Below are 20,104 nucleotides of genomic sequence, written 5' to 3'. Positions count from 1 at the left end.
CGCAGCACGCGCCGCGCACCATGTCAGGAGAGCCAATCGGCGAACGTTGCTCCGCCTCCTTTGTGCCTTTATGCATATACATGAGACGTGCCAGACTTATGTCCGCCGTAGAAGACGAAAGTCCGCTATATCGGACACCGCCCTGCTGCTCCAGAAGCAGGGCGTGCTTCGCGGGTGTTGCTGGAGCAACAGTGGGGACCGGCTGGGACCACGTCGATGCTGCGCAGACGTTGCTGCTTCGAAGGGAGCGGGAGCGAGGCGGTGAGCATGACGCCCCGCCCGGCGCGGACCTCGAACGCGAGTTCCGGGGCGGCTCGGTCGGAACGCTCGTTCCTCCACCCCTCGCAGCGCTCGAACACGCAGCGTGGGTGTGGCGCAGCGGTTGTCCGCAGCTTCACCGGATCCCATCACGCCGCGATGAGGACGGAGAATCCCGGCCTGCTCGATGGCGCTCTGCCACGCAGGAGCGCCGCTTCGGAGCGATGTCCCGAGTCCTGACCAGGGTTCGAGGGCGCAAAGAACGGAAGCGCTCGATCTTCGCTCGGAGCAATGTTCGCAGAATTTACCTACGGCCTGGACGCCGGCCATGAGTCCCGGCCGCAACGAACGTGTCTTGGCGAAAACGCTCTGCTCTGGTTGCTCATTTTCTGCGAGGCAGCAACTACACAGGCTCCCAAAGGCACACGGCCTGCTCCACAGTAACCTCAGAGGTCCGCGGCATGGCCGTCATCGGACGTTGAGGGGGGACATATGCTGTCAGTGCACAAACAGGTAGTTTGGCTCGGGATAATTTTCGCGGCGCTCACGACAGGCTGCGTGATCGAGCCGGAGTCGATGAGCGACCTCGATCAGGACGAGGTCGATCTCGAGGAAGCGGACGCCGAGACGATCGGCACCACCTCGGACGAGCTCGAGCAGGTGCAGGGCGGCTCCTCAGATTCGGGCCAGCTCGCGCAGACGGCCAGCAAGGGCTTGCCGTCAAGCTACGCATTCTCGGGTCAGGTCGCGCAGGGCGCCAGCGGGCAGCAAACGCCCGCTGTCCAGCTGTTTCCGAGCGGCGAACAAGGGACGGTAGTGCTACCGACATCAGGAGGTCAGATCAATCTGCCGATCATCGCGTCCGGTTCTAACTATGCGATCATCGTGTACATCATCGACAACAGCGGAGACTACTCCAGCAATGGCGGGAATCGGGCGCCGCACATCAACCCCTAGCGCGGGCGCCCCGCTCCCCGAGGCCGATGCAGCCCCATTTGCCCCGGCTCGACCCAGACGGTCGCATTCACCGACGCTTTCGGAGCGCGCGTGCACCGGCGCTGTCATCGGCTGGCGCCAGGACGCGCCCCCCTCACCCCGGTCGTCCTCGGCGTGTCGCTGGGCGCGTCATGCACGATGCACGTTCGAAGAACGCACAACGCCGAGCGGGGACGCAACGTCTTCCCGTCATGGCTGGGACGCCGACGCGGGCGCCAAGCTCATCCCGGTCGCGAACGAGATCGCGCTCTGCAGGTCGCGGCGGGTCACGATGCCGGCAAGATCGATGTCGAGGCTGACGATGGCCTGGGACACCTCCGGCCGGATGCCTGTCAGGACGACCTGCGCCCCGAGCAGCCGGACCGCCCGCGCCACCTGCAGGAGGGCGCTCGCCGAGGCCGTGTCGATGAGCGGCACGCCGGTGACGTCGATGATCGCCACCCGCGCCTGCCGCTCGACCACCTTGCTCAGCAGGTTCTCCATCATCTGCTGCGCCCGCGCCGCGTCTAGCACGCCCACCAGCGGCAGCACGAGGACACCCTGGCTGATGGGCACGATGGGCGTCGACAGCTCCAGGAGCGTCTTCGCCTGCAGCCGGAGCTTATCCTCGAGCCGCTTCCGATCGGTGATCACCTCCGTGAACAGCATGATCCCGCCGATCTCGCCGCTCGACTTGTACCAAGGAAAGATCTTCCAGCGCACCCAGTCGACGCTCCCGTCGGCCCGCGGGAAGGGCTCCTCATCGTTCGATTCCGTGGCGCCTGCGATGCAGCGCCGGTGGATCTCCCTCCAGTGCTCGGGGATCTCGGGGAAGAGATCGTAATGGCATCGGCCGATGATGTCCTGCTCCTTCATGCCGAAATCTTCCCGCCAGCGGTGACTGACCAGGATGTAGCGCATGTCCTTATCGAACATGGCCACGGCAGCCGGGCTGTAGGTGACAAAGACGCGCGCATGCTCCTCGCTCTGGCGCAGCGCCGCTTGGAGGCGATCCCGCGCCTCCTCGGCCTCCTCCAGCTCCCGGATGCGCTGCCTCAGCTGCTGGTTCTCCGCAACGACAGCCATGTAATCCGCGTCACAGTTCATCCGTACCCTCGGTTCCGTCCTGGTCTGTATACCAAGAAAGCGCGGAGCATGGCGCTCGACCGGCACACGCGTGCGCTACCGAGGGGCGGAACAAGGCTGCAGCCGCCGAGACCGGCGGCTCGCGTTCACGCGGGAGGATCGGCAGGCGCCCACAGCGGGGCGCCCTGCGCCGGCGTTCAGCGCGCTTCATGCGCGGCCTTGAGGCCGGCGATGTCCAGCTCCCCCATCTCGAGCATCACCTCGGGGAGCCGGGCCGCCACCTCCGCCTCTTTCGCGTACCAGAGGTGCGGCGTGATCTTGTTGACCTTGGTGCTCGCCTAGCGCTCCTCTCCGCTCGAGTCGAAGAGGACAGCGAACCCGCCCGAGATCAAGCGCTTGGGGTCGAACGGCGGGTTCTCTGTCATCTGCATGCGCGGGTCGTCCCTCATCTTCGCGCCCGCCTGGTCGCGCACCTCCTTCGATGGCCACACGATCCAGGAGAACACGATGGTCTCGCCTGCCTCGGCCTTCACCGCGCCCTTGAAGTCGGTGATCTTGCCGTCGGGGACGTCGTCGCCCCAGCACTCGACGACCCGCGTCGCACCATACTCCAGGAAGACCTCCGCGGCCTTCACGCAGACCTCGCGATAAGCTGCCTTTTTGCCCGTGGGCACCGGAGTGACAAATCCGTCGATGTAGCTCATGGGCGCGATTATGCGGATCTGCCGCTCACGGCGTCAAGCGCGGCTCTCCACGCGAATGGCGGACTCTGCCATTCACGCGAAGCCCGTCGGCCCCGGGCAGGCCCAGCAAATCGCGGCAAACAGGCCCTGGCGCGGGCAATGATTCGGAGAGAGAGAAATCGAGATACGTACTCGCAATGCGCCCTGCGCGTCGTCGAGGACGGCGACCGCCGCGCCTGCCATGCGGGCTTTCGGGCGCACCGGATCACGGCGTGCGCCCCGATCCATACATCGCTAGCGGTAGGGCCCGCCCCCGGGGCCACGCAGGAGGTTGCGCTCGATCCTTGCGCGCACCTCGTCGAGCGTGTCGATGGCCCACACCATCGTGTCCGGCGCGATCGACGGGGCGATCGGTCCCACGGTCACGCCGCGATCGTCGATGGTAACGGGGCCAGCGCGCTCGTCGAGGGCGAGGAGGGCCACACGGGCGCCAGGGTCGAGCAGCGCCGGGGTTCGGTCGGTCTGCCGCGGATCCACGCGCACGTGGAAGCGGCGATCGAACGCCTCGTCCTCGACGACGATGTCCTGCCCGCCCAGCATCGTGACGAGGCCGTCGAGGAGTCGTTCGCGCCGGACGGCGAGGCCAAGGCCGAGCTCGGTCTCGAAGCTCGCGCGCGCGGTGATCCGGTGGCGGCCGCGCGCCGCGCGCGCCGAGCCGACCTCGATGGGGCCCCCCTCGATCCGGCCCGTGACCGAGAGCGGCACGCTCGCGAAGGCGAGGCCGCGCGCCGAGGCGAGCGCGCGGAGCGCCTCGGCGTGTGCAGCGAGCGACGCGGCGGCGCGGAGGCCAACGCGCGCATCGTCGAGGAGCTCGATGGTCTGCGCGGCGCTGTGGGCGGCGCGCACGATCCACGCCTCATCGGTGGAGCCGTACGGCTCGGAGAGCGTGCAGCCGCCGTCGTGGACGCGGAGCTCGTAGGGCGTGCGGTGCAGCGCGACGAGGTGCTCGCGGAGCGCCACGGTGAAGAGATCCCCTGTCCGGGAGGGGTCATCCGCTGCGATCGAGAACTCGCTGTCGAGGTCGTCGCTGCCGGTCACGACCGCGTTCACGAAGCCCAGGGTCGTCTGCCGGCGGTCCATCTCGAGGCCCAGATCGAGGGGTGGCCGGAGCCAGCCATGGACGAAGACGTACGTATGGTCTTGTATCTCGCTGAGCTCCACGGAGACGCGGCGCCCCGCGACGAGGCCCTCCGCCTCGCCGCCCCGCGCGGCGAGGCCGAGCGTCGCGGCCGCGGCCTGGACTTGCTGCTCCCAGCTCCTCATGCACCCACGCTATCCGCGCGATGCACCGGGCGCAATCATCGCAATCCCACGCGCCGCCGCCCAATGGACCTTGCCTCGCTGAAGCCCTGGTCTTCGTGAACGGAGAAGCGTCATTGTTCCTTCGGCGCCAGAGCGCCTTCCTGTGGCGCGCACCTCGAGCTCAGGCCGTTCGAGCGCGCTTCACCCGAGGAGAGGGCAAGGAGTCCCCACGAGGGGACTCCGCGTCTCCCTGAATGTACTGCTGTCGCGCTGCGTGCGCGTGCGGCGCGCTCACACGCTCGAGCTCGACGACCGTGCGCACGACCTCGGCTAGCAGGCCCGCTCCTGCGAGCGCGGCGCACTGCGCGTCGAGGGAGCGGGCGCCCCTGGAACGCAGCCTCGAGCGCGGCGGTGAGGTCCGGGTGCAGCTCCGGGGCGCTCATGCCCACCCTCGCATCGAGGCGAGCCGCTTTGCGTAGAGGCGGCTCCGCGCGGCGAGATCGGCAGGCCGTGCCCAGTCCCACCCGATCGCCTGCCAGTCCGGGTCGTCGGGATCGAGCCCGAGCGACGCGACGAACGCGCGATCGGCGACGAAGAAGTGGTGTTTGTACCCGAGGAGATAGCCGCGCGACGCCTCTGGCAGCGCCTCGACGTGGGCGCGCGCCTCCTCGTAGGTCGCGAACCAGTGGTGCAGCACGCCGCCATCCCGGCCGTAGAGCAGCGCCCCGAGCTCGGGCGCGCCGGGCTCTCCCGCGAGGGCAATGCGCGCGCTCTCCCAGCTCGAGAAGCCGCACTCGCGCGCGACCACCGCGAGGCAGTGCTTCCGGCGGATGCCGGCGACGGCCGCGGCGAGCGCGGCCTCGTCGGCGCGCCCGAGCTCGGGCAGCGCGCGCAGGCGCAAGAGCGCCTTGGTGTCGTTCGACGCGAGCTGCTTGTGCAGCAGCTCAGCGCGGGTCTTCAGCTCGCGAACGGGATCCATCATGGACGTCTCCTCTCGAATCGGCCGCTACCCGCTCCCTCGGCCCGAGGATGTCGACGTGGTCATGACGGTGCGAGGTGACTCGCGGTCGTCGCGTCGCAGGGTGAAAGGCTTCTTTCCGGCGGGGAGGGCGCCCCTGCGCACCCTGGCCAGACGCTAGCGCTTCGCGTCGGGGCGCGCCAGACCGAACCCAGGAGCGTGCGGGCGCTGAACGCGCGAACGGGCGAACGGGCGAACGGGCGTCGGTGCTCCACCTTCTCCACCTCTTCCGAGCCGAAGGTGTGAGTGCACCCTCGCGGCCTCACGCGGGCCCGCACCAGGACGCGAGCGCGCTCCTCAGATCGGCGAGGCGGGTCGCCCGTCGGGCAGCGTCGCTCGCCCACGCGACGTGCCCGTCCGGCCTCACCAGGACCGCGTCGAGGGCGGCGAGATCGCTCTCCGGCGCGGCCGTCGCGCGGACGACGTCGACGCGATCACCCCACGCCGCGCCTGCCTCCCGGAGATCGACCGCGCCGGCGAGGTCGAGCAGGACGAACCGGGCCGTGTGGAGCAGCTCGTACAGCCGCGAAGCGCCGGAGTCCGTCACGAGCGCGCGATCGGGCGCCCGCCTACCGACCCAGGGGTGCGCCTCCGCTGCCCCGCCGGTCGGATATGCGACGTCGAGCGCGCTGATCATCTCGGAGATCCGCCGATTGACGGGATCCATGGCGAGCAGCTCGCTCATCATCTGGCGGAGTGCCAGCCCCGCTTCCGAGAAATCGCCGAGCTTGGTCTGGATCTCCGTGTTGCGCCCCAGGGCCACGCCCACGGGGTGGCGCTCGGCATGATAGCTGTCCAGGAGGTGGGGCGGCGCCCAACCGTTCACCTCGGCCGCGAGCTTCCAGCCGAGATTCATCGCGTCTTGCAGCCCGACGTTGAGCCCTTGGCCGCCGGCGGGAAAGTGGATGTGCGCCGCGTCGCCCGCGAGGAGGACCCGCCCGCGCCGGTACCGCTCGGCGACCCGCGTCGCATTGCCAAAGCGCGACAGCCACCGTGGATTGCGCATCCGGAAGTCCCTTCCGACGATCCGCGCGACGCCGCTCTGCAGCTCCTCGAGCGTGACCGGCTCGGACGTGCTCACGTGCGCCCGTTGCGGATCGAACACGACGAAGCGATAGACGCCCTCGTGATCGCCGGGCGGAAGCGGGGCCGCCAGCACGGAGCCGCGCGCGCACGTATGCCTGAACGGCCTGGGCGGGGGCTCGTCGAGCTCCACGTCGCCCAGGATGGCCGTCACCGTCGTCTCCGTGCCCGGAAACCCGACGCCGATCGAGCGTCGTACGACGCTCCTCGCCCCGTCGCACCCCACCACGTAACGCGCGCGCTCCTCGGCCTGCCCCGCGGGGCCTTCGACCCGCAGCGCGACCTCGCCTCCCCTCTCCGCTACCTCGACGACCGAGCGACCACGCTGGATCTCGACGCCCAGCTCGCGAGCCCGCTCCTCCAGGAGCCCCTCTGTCTGCGCCTGGGCCAGCCACAGCGTGTACGGGTGCCGCGTATCGAGGCGCGAGAAATCGAGCGGCGTGTCGAGCCACGCGAAATGCCCTGCCGGCATCGACACGCCCCGGCGATGGAAGCGGTCCACGATCCCGCGCTGATCGAGGATTTCCAGGGTCCTCGGGTGCACCGTGAGCGCGCGCGATTGCTCGGTGCGCGTCCGCCGCTGCTCCAGCACACGGACCCGGACCTTCGCGAGCGCGAGCTCCGAGGCCAGCAACATCCCTACGGGGCCACCGCCAACCACCACAACATCATTTTGCACCGACATTGAAACCTCCACACCCCAAACTCTAACAACGTTAGAGTAAATTGAACGGTGTTAGAGTCAAGGCCGTGCTTCGACTTCCGGGCGCGAACGAGGGAAGGGCCGGCGATGCGACTACGACGTGAGCAGGTCGTCGCGACGGCGCTGCGCCTCCTGAACGACGTCGGGCTCGACGCGCTGACGATGCGCCGGCTCGGGCAGGAGCTGGATGTCCAGGCGGCGACGCTCTACTGGCACATCAAGAACAAGGAGGAGCTGCTCGACGCGATGGCGGAGGCCATGCTGGCGGGCTGCGCGGAGAGCGTGCCGGCAGCGCTCTCGGGGATGGAGCTCGCGGCGGACATGGCCGAGCGGCTCCGCAGGGCGCTCCTCGCGCACCGCGATGGGGCGCGGGTGTTCGCGGGGACCTACGTTGCGCAGGACAACACGCTGCGGGTCTCGGAGGTGCTGCTCGGCGCCTTGAGCGGCGCCGGTCTCTCCCCGCGCGCCGCGGCGTGGGGGTGCTGGTCGATCGTGTACTACGTGATCGGCTTCACCCTCGAGGAGCAGGCCCTCGTGGTCCGCCCGGGAGCGGACCCTGGCAAGGCGGATCCAGCGCTCTTCCGCGAGGCGGTGGAGCGAGGAGCTTACCCGCACCTCGCGGCGGCGCTCCCGCACCTCCTGAGCACCGACACGGACGCGCGGTTCCGGTACGGACTGGAGCTAGTCCTCAAGGGACTTGAGGCGGAGCTCGAGGGGGCGCCGCGACCGAGGGAGGCCAGGAGCTCGCACGCCGGAGCCAAGAAGCGGGCGCCCCGCCGGAGCGGCTGACCGCCGCCCGCGCGGATGGCCGAGCCGCTCGGGTCGACGGTCGCTCCCGACCTGGGCCGCGCCGCTGCGGCTGCTGTGCGGCGGCTGCGCCTACCTGGATCGAATCGCTGCGATCACGCGCGCGGAGAACCATCGTCCCGCGGAGCTCACGACGTGCGGAGCGGCTCCGCGAGCCAGCGCACCAGCGCGTCGGCCTCCAGATCGAGCAAGGCATCCTCGACCTCTCCCGGACCGATCGCGCGGGCTCGCTCGATGATCGAGCGCTCTTCTTCGGCCGTCGGACGCCGCCCGAGCCGCCGGGCGAAGAGCCGGCCGAGCAGCTCCGCGATCGCCTGCCGCTCGCCGCGCTCCCGTCCTCGTCGTTCCCTCCGCTCCTGCCCGCGTTGCTCTCCCGCGCGCGACGTCAGGATCGATGCCCCGGGCGCGAGGCCGGTGACAGAATCATCTCCGGCGGCCGGTCGCATGGCCGGCCAGGAGGGGCTCGATGCGAACGTTGATCACGACGATACTCGTGCTCGCCGCGGTCTCGGCGGGCTGCGCGGCGGAGCAGGCGGGAGCGCGGGGCAACACCCCAAGAGGCGCTGGCGCGAGCGAGATCCGCCTGCCCGAGGGCGCGCGGCTCGTCGACCTGACCTATCCCTTCGACGACAAGACCATCTACTGGCCCACGGCAACGACGGGATTCACCCACGGTACGGTGCACCACGGCAAGACCGAGGGCGGCTATTTCTACTCGGCGTACACGCTCTGCGCGCCTGAGCATGGCGGCACGCACCTCGACGCGCCCATCCACTTCGCCGAGGGCAAATCGACCGCGGACGCCGTGCCCCTGTCCCGCCTCGTGGGCGCCGCGGTGGTGGTGGACGTGTCGGCCGCCGCGGCCAGGGACAGCGACTACCTCGTGACCCCGGCGGACATCGAGGCGTTCGAGCGGGCGCACGGCGCCATCGAGCCGCTCACCATCGTGATGATCCGGACGGGCTGGGGCGCGCGCTGGCCTGACAAGAAGCGTTACCTCGGCGACGATCGACCTGGCCACGCCGATGCGCTGCATTTTCCGGGTATCGGCGAGGACGCCGCGCGGGCGCTCATCGAGCGGAACGTGGGGGCGGTGGGCATCGACACGGCGAGCATCGATCACGGCCCATCGAGGAGCTTCATGGCGCATCGGGCGCTGCTCGGGGCGGATATCCCGGCGTTCGAGAACGTCGCCTCGATGGAGTCGCTGCCCCCGCGAGGCGCGCTCGTCATCGCGCTTCCGATGAAGATTCGCGCCGGCTCCGGCGGGCCGCTGCGCATCGTGGCCGTGCTGCCGCGCTGATCGCCAGAGCCGCGCCGGCGCCCGGCCCGCGAGCGCCCGGACGCTAGAGGTTGATCTTGTAGTTCAGCTTGACCTCGTCGCCGTGCATCCCGCGAAACCCCCAGTCGTGGGCGGGCGACTCCGAGATACAGATCTCGACGTCCTGGTGGTCGATCCCGACCTCGTCCCGGATCTTGTCGAACAGGAGCCGCACGAGCTTCTTCTTCGTCTCCACGCTGCGCCCGGTGATCATCGAGATCTCGATGATCGTATAGGCGTCGGTGCGCCCGCCCGGCGCCAGCATGTCCTCGCGCTCCATCGGGAAGAAGCGATGCGCCCGCTTGTCCTGCGGCATCTGCAGCGCCTCCATGACGCAGGCGTGGATCACCCTCGACAGGGCCTCCTTCACCGGATTGAGCTTCTCCTTGATTCCGTAAATCTTCACCTGAGCCATGGGGAGTTCTCCTGGAACCACGTCAATTCGTTTCAGTCGTCCGCGTCCTCGCCCTTCGGCCCGGACTGCCCCGCGGCGGCCTCCTCGCCCTCGTCCTCGGGGAGCCCCGCGTCCGCCGCGCCCGGCGCCTCCGCCGCGAGCGCCATCCGCTCGGCGAGGGGCCGCTCGGGCAGCGTGAGCAGCGGGCCGTCGCCGAGCTCGCCGATCATGTTGAGGTACGCGTTCATCGCGTGGCACACCGAGTCGGTGCGCACATAACGATCCCTGACGCTCCAGAACACCCCGCCGGCGGCCGCCTGCGGGTTCTTCACCACGAAAGAGCTCTCCGGACCGTAAGTGTACTGCAAGAGCAACCGGATCGCGGCGACCACCGCGTCCTTGTACCGATCGCAGCCCTCCATGCCCTTCTTCCGGCAGTGGTGGTACACCTCCGACATCACCTCGGCGAGCCAGCCGCTCCCGCTGCTCGACAGCGACCGCTGCCAGCGGCCGTAGCGGTAGGCGTCCTCGGGCCTGCGCCACTGCCGCTTCACGAGGTCGTCGGCGCAGCGGAAGACGGTCTGCTCGACGCGCTGGTCGCCGCCGGCCTTCGCGAAGTCGAGCAGCGATTGGACCGCCCACGAGCTCGAGATCGGGTTGGGCTTCCTGTAATCGTCGCCGAGGAAACACCCCTTCTCCGCGATCCTGGCGAGCAGGTAGTCCGCGGTCCGGGCCGCGGCGTCGAGGTACTTCTTGTTGTTCGTGGCCCGGTAGGTGCGCGACAGGGCGGAGAGGACCTGCCCCGTGTAGAGCGTCGAGTCCTTGCCCTGGACCTTCCACGCCCCGCCCTCCTGCCCGGTCAGGGCCGAGCGCACGCTGCCATCCGGCCGCTGCATCGAGATCAGCCACTCGGCCGCGAGCACGGCGGACTCGAGGTACCTCTTGTCCTTCGTGACGCCGTGGAGCTCGAGGAGCGTGAAGATCGACTTCGACGCCGTGCCGACGACCAGCCGGCGCTCGGGCCGCTCGCGCTCCAGGTCGAACGCATAGAAGAAGCCGCCGGCCGTGCGATCGCGCGCCTCGCGGCTCTGCATGCCCATCATGAAGCCGGCGGCCTCCGTCGCCAGCCGCAGCAGGCGCTCGTCGGGCTTGTAGGCGTGCAGCTTCAGCAGCGTCAGCGCCGTGGACGCGGTGTAGATCGTGTGCAGCTCGCGCTCGAACCGGTCCGCGGGGGCGTGGTAGTACTTGTGAACCCCCTTGTGCCGCGGATCGATGACGCGCAGGAGATAGCCTTTGCCATCCTCGATGCGCCGCGCGAGGAGGGGCTTGTCGAGGACGCGCACCGGCACGAGCCCCTCGACGAGCTCGACGCCCTTCCCCGGGCGCTCGACGCTCTCCACCATCGACTCGTGATGATCCGGAAGCTCCACGACCAGCCGCGCGCCCGCGAGCGCCTCGCGCGCGCCGCCCGCCGCGGCCACGGCCCTGCGCGCGGCCTCCTTCAGCGCGACGCAGAGCCCCGCGTCCGACGCCTCCCCGCGGGCGATCTGCTTCCCCTCCTGAAAGCCCATCACGACAGCGCGGAAGGGGCGTTTGGACGAGAGGGCGAGATCGCACGTCACCTTGTCACCGCCCGCTGCCACCTGGCGGACGAAGGCGATGGCGCGATCGCGGAAGGTGCCATTGTCGAGCTCGGCGCCCGCGCTCCCGCCCTTCGGGGCCTGGATCGCCGGATCGGGCACCCGGGGTAGGTTCGCCGCGATCTGGGCCGCGAAGCGGTCGTCGCCGGCGGGCAGGGCGCGCGGTCTACCTTCCGCATCTTCCGCACCTTCCGCACCTTCCGCACCTTCCGCACGTTCCGCGGCGCTGGCCGTCGCGGAAGCCGCGGCGGCGGGCTTCCCGGCCGCAGGGTCCTCGCTCGGCTTGCAGCCGTCACAACCGCTCGTGACCCCACACGACAGAGCGGCAAAGATCGCCAGGGTTGCGATGGAGAGCGCGCGAGCAGACGGCATGAACAAGGACCCCGGAAGCAGCGGTTTCGACGCGTATCAAGAACCCAGAGGTCCCGCAAGGCCGAACGGGGTAGCCGCGCCCATCGCGATTCGCCCGCACCCGCGCCTCGCGATTCGCCCGCATGCGCCCATCGCTGTTCGCCTGCGTGCGCCCCGCGCTATTCTGCCCGGATGGGACCCGCGCAGATCAAGGGCAAGAACGTGGACATCAAGCTGTGGACCCGGCCGGACGAGGTCGAGGGGATCGCGCTGGAGCAGCTGCGGAACATCAGCGCCCTGCCCTGGGTGTTCCACCACGTCGCCGCCATGCCCGACGTCCACTTCGGCAAGGGCGCGACCGTCGGCTCGGTCATCGCGATGCGGGACGCGGTCGCGCCGGCCGCCGTCGGCGTCGACATCGGCTGCGGGATGGGCGCGCTCCGCACGAACCTGACCGCGGCCGATCTGCCCGACGACCTCCGGCGGATCCGCAGCGACCTCGAGCGGGCGATCCCCGTCGGGTTCGCCGCCCACGACGCCCCGCCGGATGGGTTCGAGCGCCTCGCGCTCTGGGACGAGTTCGCGAGCCTGAGCCCGAAGGTCCAGGGGCTGTTCACGCGGGCGCGCTGTCAGCTCGGCACGCTGGGAGGCGGCAACCACTTCATCGAGCTCTGCCTCGACACGGACGGCGGCGTGTGGCTGATGCTCCACTCCGGCTCTCGCAACATCGGCAAGGAGCTCGCCGAGATCCACATCGCCACGGCGAAGAAGCTCGCCCACAACCGCGACCTGCCCGATCGCGATCTCGCGGTGTTCCTCGCCGGCACCCCGGAGATGAAGGCCTACCGGCACGACCTCTTCTGGGCGCAGCGGTACGCGCGGACGAACCGGGAGGCCATGTTCCACCTCGCCGAGGGCGTGCTCCGCCGGCACTTCCCCGAGCTCGCGATCCAGGAAGCCATCACTTGCCATCACAACTACGTGGCAGAAGAGTGTCATTTCGGTGAAGACGTGCTGGTGACGCGCAAGGGCGCGATCCGGGCGGGCAAGGGCGAGCTTGGCATCATCCCCGGCTCGATGGGCACGCGCTCGTACATCGTCCGCGGCCTCGGCAACCCCGAGGCGTTCGAGAGCGCCTCGCATGGCGCGGGGCGCAAGATGAGCCGCGGCGAGGCGAAGCGGCGCTTCACGGTCGACGACCTGGCCGCGCAGACGGCCGGGGTCGAGTGCCGCAAGGATGGCGGTGTCCTCGACGAGATCCCCTCCGCCTACAAGCCGATCGAGCGCGTCATGGAAGACCAGCGGGATCTCGTGGAGGTCGTCGCCGAGCTGCGGCAGGTCCTCTGCGTGAAGGGGTGAACGAGCGGCGCGGGTCCGGACAGGGAACTTTTCGCGGCGGCCCCGTTCGTGGCCCCTCCCCGCCCCGCTCTCGGCTACGATGCGCGTCGCTCTCATGACGCGCGCCGCGTACCCGCGGCGGCGCGCGCCGCCGCGCGGAGAAGCCATGAAGTCGGACTGGATCGATCTGGGCCCCCTCTCCGAATTTCCGGCGGAGGTGCCCGTGCTGCGCAAGGACGACACGGGGCGGCGCTTCGCCTGCGTCCTCCGTGGCGGCGAGGTCCACGCGCTCGACGATCGCTGCCCGCACCAGGGTTACCCGCTCTCGCAGGGCGCGCTGCGCGGCGGCGTGCTGACCTGCGCGTGGCACAACTGGAAGTTCGAGCTCGCCTCGGGCGCCTGCACGTTCGGCGGCGAGCCCGTGCGGCGCTACGCCACCCGCATCGACGGCGGGCGCGTGCAGCTCAACCGGGCCGTCGACACAGCGGCCGAGGTGCGGCGCCTCGTCGCCGGCCTGCGCGAGGCGATCCTGCGCGACGAGCCGGCGCGCGCGCTGCGCGAGGGCCTCCGGCTGGGCGCGCTCGGGCTCCACCGGGGGGAGACCGGCCTGGGCAGCCTGCACCTCGCGTTCGAGGTGCTCACCAGGGACGGGGCGGAGCGCGCCGAGTACGGCTTCGACCACGGCCTCGCCCTGCTCGCGGACCTCTGCGCCTGGGTCGAGCGCGGCAGGATCCCGGCCGAGGAGGCGTTCGTGGTCGCCGCCCACGCGATCGGCGAGGCGTCGGCCCGGCTGGGCCCCCGCGGCAAGGGCCCCGGCAAGGTGGGGGCGCGCTCGCCCCTCGCGCGCATCGCCGACTTCGAGCTCGACGAGCCGGCGAAGGTGAGCGAGGCGCTCGCGGCGGAGCGCCGCGACGAGGCCGAGGCGCGGATGCGCGAGCTCGTCGAGATCCGCGGCACGGCCGGCGCGCGCCGCGCGCTCATGCCCTTCGTCGCGCAGCACCTGTACGACTACGGGCACGGCGCCATCTTCCTCTCGAAGGCGCTCGAGCTGGCCGAGCGGTTCTCGTCCGCCGCCGACGAGGTCCTCGCCGCCTCCACGGTGCAGCTCGCCTGGGCGACCGCCGACACCAGCCTGCCCCCCTTCACCGCCACGCGCGCCGCGCTCGCGCGCCTCGCCGATCTGCCCCTGCCCGGCCCCGACAGCGCCGCGGCGGCCACGCGCCCGGACGCCGCGCCGCTCGAGGGCGCGGAGCGCGCCGCCTTCGAGGCCGAGGTGCTCGCAGGAGAGCAGCCGGCCGTCGAGGCGACCGTGCGCTGGCTCGCGCGCGGCGCCGGGCCGCTCGCGCTGCTCGGCGCGATCGGCCACGCCGCCGCCGTCCGCCTCGCGCGCTTCGACTCGGCCTGGGAAGCGCGCCTCGACGCCGAGGTCGGGGTGCTCGACGTCACCCACGCCGTCACCTTCGCGGAGGCGGCGGCGGCGCTCGGGCGCGAGGCCCTCCCGCGCGAGGCCGCGCAGCTCGCGGTGCTCGCGGCCGGCTTCGTCGGCAAGCTCCGCAAGGCGGACGCCGCCGCGCCGCACGCGTCCGCTACGACGGCGGCTACCCGCGCGCGAGGCGGCGGGCTGCTCCAGGCGGTGGAGGCGCGCGACGTCGGCGCGGCGCTCGCGATCGCGCGGGAGCTCGACGCCGCGGGTCGCCGGCGCGCGTTCGCCGAGCTCGCCCCCTTCGCCGCGTTCGACGCCGCGGTGAGGCCCATCTTCACGGCGCACGCCGTGAAGACGCTCGAGGCGCTGGAGCGGCTCGAGTCGTCCGATCCTCAGCCCGACGGCGCGTACCTCGCGGCGCTGCTCACCCACGTCGTCCCCGTCCGGCCGGAGCTCTCCGCGCGCCGGATCGCGGCTGTGGCCAAGAAGTTCATGTCCGATGGGCGACCACCCGATGGGCTGTATTGAGCCGGCCGCCCGCCCGGTGGACAGAGACCAGAGAGACGTGCACTGGTGCGAGCATCATTCATACTGACTGTCTATGCGGCTTGAGCCTGGATCCCACGTAGCGCCGCACCTGACGCTCGACACCCTCCTCCGGATGGGAGGCGTCGGCAGCATCTGGACGGCGCATCACCTCGGGCTCGGCAAGGAGGTCGCCGTCAAGTTCATCTCTGCGTCGCTCGCGACCGATGCGACCGCGGTCGCCCGGTTCCACCGCGAAGGCGCGCTCATGGCGAGGATTAAGAGCCCTCACGTGGCCGAGGTGTACGAGCACGGCGTCGCCGCCAACGGCCTCTCGTACATCGTGATGGAGCTGCTGCGGGGCGAGGAGCTGTCCGACCGGCTAGCGCGCGCCGGGCGACTCCCCCTGGAGGAGACGCTCGCGCTCGTCTCGCAGCTCTGCACGGGGCTCACCGCGGCGCACAAGCTCGGCGTCATTCACCGGGACATCACGCCAGAGCACGTCTTCCTCGCCGACACCGGCGGAGGCACCTGCGTCAAGCTGCTCGATTTCGGGGTGGCCAGGGGGGATGTCGACCCGGATGGGACCACGCTGACGAACACGGGCGCGGTGGTCGGCAGCCTCGTTTATATGAGCCCGGAGCAGTTCTTCAACCCGAAGCTGGTCGACGGCCGCTCGGATCTCTGGTCCGTGGGCATCATGGCGTACCACGCGCTCACCGGCGCGCCGCCGTTCGAGCAGAAGGGGATCGAGGCCCTCCTCGGCGCCATCCGGCTCGGCACCTTCTCGCCTCCGAGCCAGCGTTGCGCCGAGATCACGCCCGCCCTCGACGCGTGGTTCGTCAAGGCGCTTGCCCGTGAGCCGTCCGGCCGCTTCGGATCGGCCGAGGAGATGTCCGAAGCGCTTCACCGGGCCGCCGCAGGGCCGCCGGGCCCAGGGAGCGCGCCTCCCAGGGTAGATTGACCGGCATGGCGCGCACCCGCACCCCGAGCCGTTCCAACCATGAGCTCGTGTTTCGCAGCGCCCGCAAGGGCGAGGAGGGCACCCTCGCGACGGTCGCCTACCGCGCGTTCCAGGCGGGTGATCCAGAGGCGTGGCTGCGGTATTTCACCGAGCACGCGCACCTCGCCCTCGACAACGTGATCGTCGCGGAGACCGACGGCCAGCTCGTCGGGTACGTCGCCTCGCTCGACCTGACGATGAGCTTCGCGGGCGCGGACGTGCCGTTCCAGGGCCTCTCGTCCGTCGCGGTGCTGCCGGAGTTCCGCCGCCGGGGCATCGCGGATCGGCTCGTCCGCGAGAGCCTCCGCCGCATGCGCCGCCGGGGCGAGGCGCTCACGCTGCTTCACCCTTTCCGTCTCTCGTTCTACCGGCGGTTCGGCTTCGGCGTCTGCGAGCTCCGGGACGTCGTGCGCACCTCCCCCGATCGGCTCCCGGACTCGGTGCTGCGCCGCCACGTGCGGGCCTTCTCCCGCCCGCGGGACGAGCCGCTCATCAAGCAGGCCTACGACGTCGCGCGGGCCGAGACGACCGGGCAGCTGAAGCGGAGCGACTACTGGTGGGACGTGCGCGTCTTCAAGCGCTCTCCGAGCGGCGCCGTCTACGTGGATCCGGGCTCCAAGGCGATCGCCGGCTACCTGTTCTTCGACGTCCCGGAGGGCGGCGCCTACGGCGCGCAGCAGCTGCTCGTCCGCGAGCTCCACGCGCCGACGCCGGGCGCTTACCGCGGGCTCATCGGCTTCCTCGGCGCGCTCGGCGATCAGTACGAGGTCGTGGAGCTGGCGCTCCCGCGCGGCCAGGGCGCGCCGCTGCTCGACGAGCCCGGCATCCGCGACGAGCCGATCGTGTACGAGACGGCGGCCCGGCACCCCGGCCTGTGCCCGCCCGCGCACACGGCGCAGCGCCGCAGCGTCCTCGGCCTGACGGCGGCGGGCGCGATGGGGCGCATCGTCGACGTCGCCGCCGCGCTCGCGCTCCACCCGTCGCCGCGGAAGCACGGCGTCCGGGGCGCCATCGGCGTCGACGTCGAGGACCCGGTGTTCACGGACGCGCCGCGCGCCTTCGACGTCACCTTCGCGGCGCGCGGCGTCCAGACGGCGCCCGGCAGCACCGCGGGCGATCGCCTCTCGCTCTCCATCGAGCGCCTCACGCAGATCTATTTCGGCGCCTCCTCGGCGCGCGATCTCCTGAGCCAGGGCTTCGTGGTGGGCAGCGCCAAGGCGGCCGCCCTCCTCGACGCCGCGTTCGCCGGCCCCCCGCTCTTCCTCGGCGCCTTCAACGCGTTCTGAGCGCCCCGCACTAGGAGCTGCGACGGCTCCGGAGGAAGAGCTTGAGCGAGCGCGACGCCAGCGCCGTCTCTTCCCCGCCTTTCCGCGTCTCGACGGCGGCGTCGTCCTGGGTGTCCACGAGGAGCTGCCACGGCCTGGGCTCATCGGCGAAGGGCAGGAGGAAGCCCAGGTCGCACGGCGACGCGTTGAGCAGCAGGACGAAGTCGTCGTCGATCAGCCGATCGCCCTCCTCGTCCACGTCGTCGAGCCCCTCCCCTGACAGGAACACGCCGAGGCACTGCGTGCACGGGTTCGACCAGTCCTCGTCGGACATGAGCTCTCCGTCCGGGCGATACCACTGGATATCGTAGGTCTTGCCGCCGCGGATCGGGCGCCCCTTGAAGAAGATCGAGCGCCTGAGCGCCGGGTGCTCGTGCCGGATGCGGAGGCATTTGCGCGTGAACTCCAGGAGCGCCCGCGACGGCTCGTCCCAGTCCCACGGCTGCCACGTGAGCGGGCTGTCCTGGCAGTACCCGTTGTTGTTCCCCTGCTGCGTGCGCCCCCGCTCGTCCCCGTGGAGGAGCATCGGAGTCCCCTGCGAGAACAGGAGCGACGCCATGATGTTCCGCGCCTGCCGCGCCCGCAGCTTCAGGATCTCGGGGTCGTCGGTCGGCCCCTCGACGCCGCAGTTCCACGAGCGGTTGTCGTCGGCGCCGTCGCAGCCCCCCTCCCCGTTCGCCTCGTTGTGCTTTTCGTTGTACGAGACGAGATCCGCCAGGGTGAAGCCGTCGTGGGCCGTGACGAAGTTGATGCTCGTGTACGGCTTTCGCCCGCTGTTCTCGTAGAGGTCGCTGCTCCCCGTGAGCCGGAACCCGAGATCGGAGGCGATGCCGCCCGAGCCGCGCCAGAAATCGCGCAGCGTGTCCCGATAACGACCGTTCCACTCGGCCCAGCGCACCGGGAAATTGCCCACCTGGTAGCCGCCGGGGCCCACGTCCCAGGGCTCGGCGATGAGCTTCACCTGGCTGAGCACCGGGTCCTGGTGGATGATCGTGAAGAAGCTCGAGAGCTGGTCTACGTCGTGGAGGCCGCGCGCCAGCGCCGCCGCGAGGTCGAAGCGGAACCCGTCCACGTGCATCTCGAGGACCCAGTACCGCAAGGAGTCCATGATCAGCTGGAGCGTCTGCGGGTGACGCACGTTGAGGGTGTTCCCCGTGCCCGTGTAGTCGAAATAGTAGCGCTCGTTGCCAGGGACGAGGCGGTAGTAGGTCGGGTTGTCGATGCCGCGCAGGCTCAGCGTCGGGCCCAGGTGGTTGCCCTCCGCCGTGTGGTTGTAGACGACATCGAGGATGACCTCGATGCCGGCGGCGTGGAGCGCCTTCACCATCTCCTTGAACTGCCGCACCTCCGACGCCACCTCGGCGCCGGCGCGGTACCCGACGTCCGGCGCGAAGAAGCCTATCGAGTGGTATCCCCAGTAGTTCCGTAGCCCCTTGTCGAGCAGGAATTTCTCGTGAACGAACGCGTGCACGGGCAGGAGCTCGATGGCCGTGATGCCGAGATACCGCAGGTATCCGATGATGGCCGGGTGGGCGATGCCAAGGTAGGTCCCGCGGAGATCCTCCGGGATCTCCGGGTGCTGCATCGTCATGCCGCGGACGTGCGCCTCGTAGATGACGCTGCGGTGGAACGGCACGTACGGGCGCCGGTCTCCGCCCCAGTCGAAGGACGGGTCGATGACGACGCCGAGCGGGGCGCCGAGCGCCTCCCCCTCGGCCATGGCGAGGTCGCCGTCGGGCTCACCGCTCCGGTGGGCGAACGCGCCCGCGTCCCACTGGACCTGCGAGGCGAGCGCCTTCGCGTACGGATCGAGCAGGCGCACCCGCGGGTTGAAGCGCAACCCCCGCTCCGGCGCCCACGGGCCGTGCACGCGATACGCGTATTTCTGCCCCGGCCCGACCTCCGGCACGTAGACGTGCCAGACGAGGGAGGTGCGGTGACGGACCGGCAGGCGTTGCTCGTTCCCCTCGTCGTCGACGAGGCACAGGTCCACCGCCTCGGCGTTCTCCGAGAAGAGGGCGAACTGCGTTCCAGCGCCGTCCCATGTCGCGCCGAGCGGGTATGGATCCCCGGGGCGCATTCCTTTGCGCTTGTAGCTCATGCTGGTCTCGGTTTCGGGATCCACGATCGAGGCGCGGCGCCCCCTCGGGCCTCGTCGCCCCGGCCGGCGTATTTGCGGGCTAGGCGGCGTGAGCGCGCCGGCTGCCCATGACGTCGGTCACGACATCCGCAACGCTCCGTGCCATCCCCTCCGCGATGCGGAGCGCCTGGGCCTGATCGCCCTCCGGGGTGCACATCCTGAGGCGCTCGATCATGTCCGCGAGCCGCCGGGCTAGCTCGCACGCCTCGGTCATCGAAGCTGGTGACTCCAGGGAGGCCCTCCGCGGGAGGGAAACCATCTCTTCGCTCGGCGTCATCGCGGTTGACATCATGCCTGGCTCCTTATCGGTGATGGCTGCGGTCCGCACCCCCCAGAGCAGGCATCGTGCCAGCGCGGCTCCCGTTGGGATGCTCACCGCAGACACAACGGTAGGTGGTCAGCCGACAGGCTGGGCGGCACAAATCGCCACAGGTGGGGCGATTTGTCCCCCTCACAGCCATCCTCGCTCGGCAAAGCGGCGCGGCTCACTGAACAGCCAGGCGCCAAAATTGAAGACACGATGCATGCCGCAAGGGTTCGCTGTACGGTGGCTGTTCGGGACGGCCGTTCGGGCTCTGCTGGGGTGTGCTTGAGCTTCCATGGCCTCTGCGCACCCCTTGCCGTGGCGGGCGGGCCGCGTGCGCTCGCTGCTTGCGGGGCCGAGGACGGCGTCGCGCGCGCCTCGCGGGGGGCGAACGCGGCGAGCACGATCACGACGCACGCCCCGTC

17 protein-coding genes are annotated in these 20,104 nt (G+C 70.5%); 7 read left to right on the top strand and 10 right to left on the bottom strand.

Annotation, left to right across the window (positions count from 1 at the left end):
- Positions 1-834 precede the first annotated feature (834 nt).
- Positions 835-1,215, top strand: coding sequence for a hypothetical protein (locus WMF12_RS06615; protein ID WP_437869193.1), 381 nt, complete (start codon positions 835-837; stop codon positions 1,213-1,215).
- Between the two features lie 228 nt (positions 1,216-1,443).
- Here the strand turns inward: WMF12_RS06615 and WMF12_RS06610 are convergent, their stop codons facing one another.
- The 5 genes from WMF12_RS06610 to WMF12_RS06590 form a co-directional block, all read right to left on the bottom strand.
- Entirely contained in the window at positions 1,444-2,406 is a 963-nt protein-coding gene (locus WMF12_RS06610) for a PAS domain-containing protein (RefSeq protein ID WP_437744771.1), read from the bottom strand.
- Between the two features lie 251 nt (positions 2,407-2,657).
- Positions 2,658-3,023 (bottom strand): DUF1428 domain-containing protein, encoded by a 366-nt coding sequence (locus WMF12_RS06605; RefSeq protein ID WP_437869178.1) that lies wholly within the window; start codon positions 3,021-3,023, stop codon positions 2,658-2,660.
- Positions 3,024-3,296: 273 nt separating this feature from the next.
- Positions 3,297-4,325, bottom strand: a complete 1,029-nt coding sequence (locus WMF12_RS06600; protein ID WP_437869173.1) for a hypothetical protein — start codon at positions 4,323-4,325, stop codon at positions 3,297-3,299.
- A gap of 418 nt (positions 4,326-4,743) precedes the next feature.
- Complete coding sequence (locus tag WMF12_RS06595; RefSeq protein WP_437869168.1) at positions 4,744-5,286, bottom strand: hypothetical protein; 543 nt, start codon at positions 5,284-5,286, stop codon at positions 4,744-4,746.
- Positions 5,287-5,584: 298 nt separating this feature from the next.
- Complete coding sequence (locus WMF12_RS06590) at positions 5,585-7,090, bottom strand: FAD-dependent monooxygenase (RefSeq protein ID WP_437869164.1); 1,506 nt, start codon at positions 7,088-7,090, stop codon at positions 5,585-5,587.
- A 105-nt stretch (positions 7,091-7,195) separates the two neighbouring features.
- Here WMF12_RS06590 and WMF12_RS06585 point away from each other — a divergent pair, with 105 nt between their 5' ends.
- A complete protein-coding gene (locus WMF12_RS06585; RefSeq protein WP_437869156.1) occupies positions 7,196-7,897 on the top strand; it encodes a TetR/AcrR family transcriptional regulator C-terminal domain-containing protein in 702 nt (233 codons plus the stop codon).
- 146 nt (positions 7,898-8,043) lie between these two features.
- On the opposite strand, the gene WMF12_RS06580 is transcribed toward WMF12_RS06585, so the two are convergent.
- Positions 8,044-8,361, bottom strand: coding sequence for a hypothetical protein (locus WMF12_RS06580; RefSeq protein WP_437869150.1), 318 nt, complete (start codon positions 8,359-8,361; stop codon positions 8,044-8,046).
- Between the two features lie 20 nt (positions 8,362-8,381).
- Here WMF12_RS06580 and WMF12_RS06575 point away from each other — a divergent pair, with 20 nt between their 5' ends.
- Complete coding sequence (locus tag WMF12_RS06575) at positions 8,382-9,218, top strand: cyclase family protein (protein WP_437869147.1); 837 nt, start codon at positions 8,382-8,384, stop codon at positions 9,216-9,218.
- Between the two features lie 43 nt (positions 9,219-9,261).
- Here the strand turns inward: WMF12_RS06575 and WMF12_RS06570 are convergent, their stop codons facing one another.
- Both WMF12_RS06570 and WMF12_RS06565 read right to left on the bottom strand, forming a co-directional pair.
- Complete coding sequence (locus tag WMF12_RS06570; RefSeq protein WP_437869141.1) at positions 9,262-9,651, bottom strand: tautomerase family protein; 390 nt, start codon at positions 9,649-9,651, stop codon at positions 9,262-9,264.
- 32 nt (positions 9,652-9,683) lie between these two features.
- Positions 9,684-11,642 carry a D-glucuronyl C5-epimerase family protein gene (locus WMF12_RS06565; RefSeq protein ID WP_437869130.1) on the bottom strand — a complete coding sequence of 653 codons (1,959 nt, stop codon included), beginning with the start codon at positions 11,640-11,642 and terminating at the stop codon, positions 9,684-9,686.
- 171 nt (positions 11,643-11,813) lie between these two features.
- Here WMF12_RS06565 and WMF12_RS06560 point away from each other — a divergent pair, with 171 nt between their 5' ends.
- From WMF12_RS06560 to WMF12_RS06545, 4 genes are all read left to right on the top strand, one after another.
- Positions 11,814-12,980 (top strand): RtcB family protein, encoded by a 1,167-nt coding sequence (locus tag WMF12_RS06560; protein ID WP_437869123.1) that lies wholly within the window; start codon positions 11,814-11,816, stop codon positions 12,978-12,980.
- 145 nt (positions 12,981-13,125) lie between these two features.
- Positions 13,126-14,910 carry a Rieske 2Fe-2S domain-containing protein gene (locus tag WMF12_RS06555; RefSeq protein ID WP_437869117.1) on the top strand — a complete coding sequence of 595 codons (1,785 nt, stop codon included), beginning with the start codon at positions 13,126-13,128 and terminating at the stop codon, positions 14,908-14,910.
- Between the two features lie 73 nt (positions 14,911-14,983).
- The gene (locus WMF12_RS06550) at positions 14,984-15,871 is read left to right on the top strand and encodes a serine/threonine-protein kinase (protein ID WP_437869105.1); all 888 of its coding nucleotides are present in this window, start codon (positions 14,984-14,986) and stop codon (positions 15,869-15,871) included.
- Positions 15,872-15,876: 5 nt separating this feature from the next.
- A complete protein-coding gene (locus WMF12_RS06545) occupies positions 15,877-17,196 on the top strand; it encodes a GNAT family N-acetyltransferase (protein WP_437744758.1) in 1,320 nt (439 codons plus the stop codon).
- A 10-nt stretch (positions 17,197-17,206) separates the two neighbouring features.
- Here WMF12_RS06545 and glgX read toward each other — a convergent pair whose 3' ends face one another.
- A complete protein-coding gene (gene glgX / locus WMF12_RS06540) occupies positions 17,207-19,336 on the bottom strand; it encodes a glycogen debranching protein GlgX (protein WP_437869086.1) in 2,130 nt (709 codons plus the stop codon).
- A 79-nt stretch (positions 19,337-19,415) separates the two neighbouring features.
- Positions 19,416-19,667 carry a hypothetical protein gene (locus WMF12_RS06535; protein ID WP_437869078.1) on the bottom strand — a complete coding sequence of 84 codons (252 nt, stop codon included), beginning with the start codon at positions 19,665-19,667 and terminating at the stop codon, positions 19,416-19,418.
- Positions 19,668-20,104: the final 437 nt, after the last annotated feature.

The sequence above is a fragment of the Sorangium sp. So ce363 genome, from assembly GCF_051520435.1.
Lineage (GTDB): Bacteria > Myxococcota_A > Polyangia > Polyangiales > Polyangiaceae > Sorangium > Sorangium cellulosum_B.
Note: the sequence above shows the minus strand (reverse complement) of the source record. Positions and strands in the feature narration are given on the sequence as shown.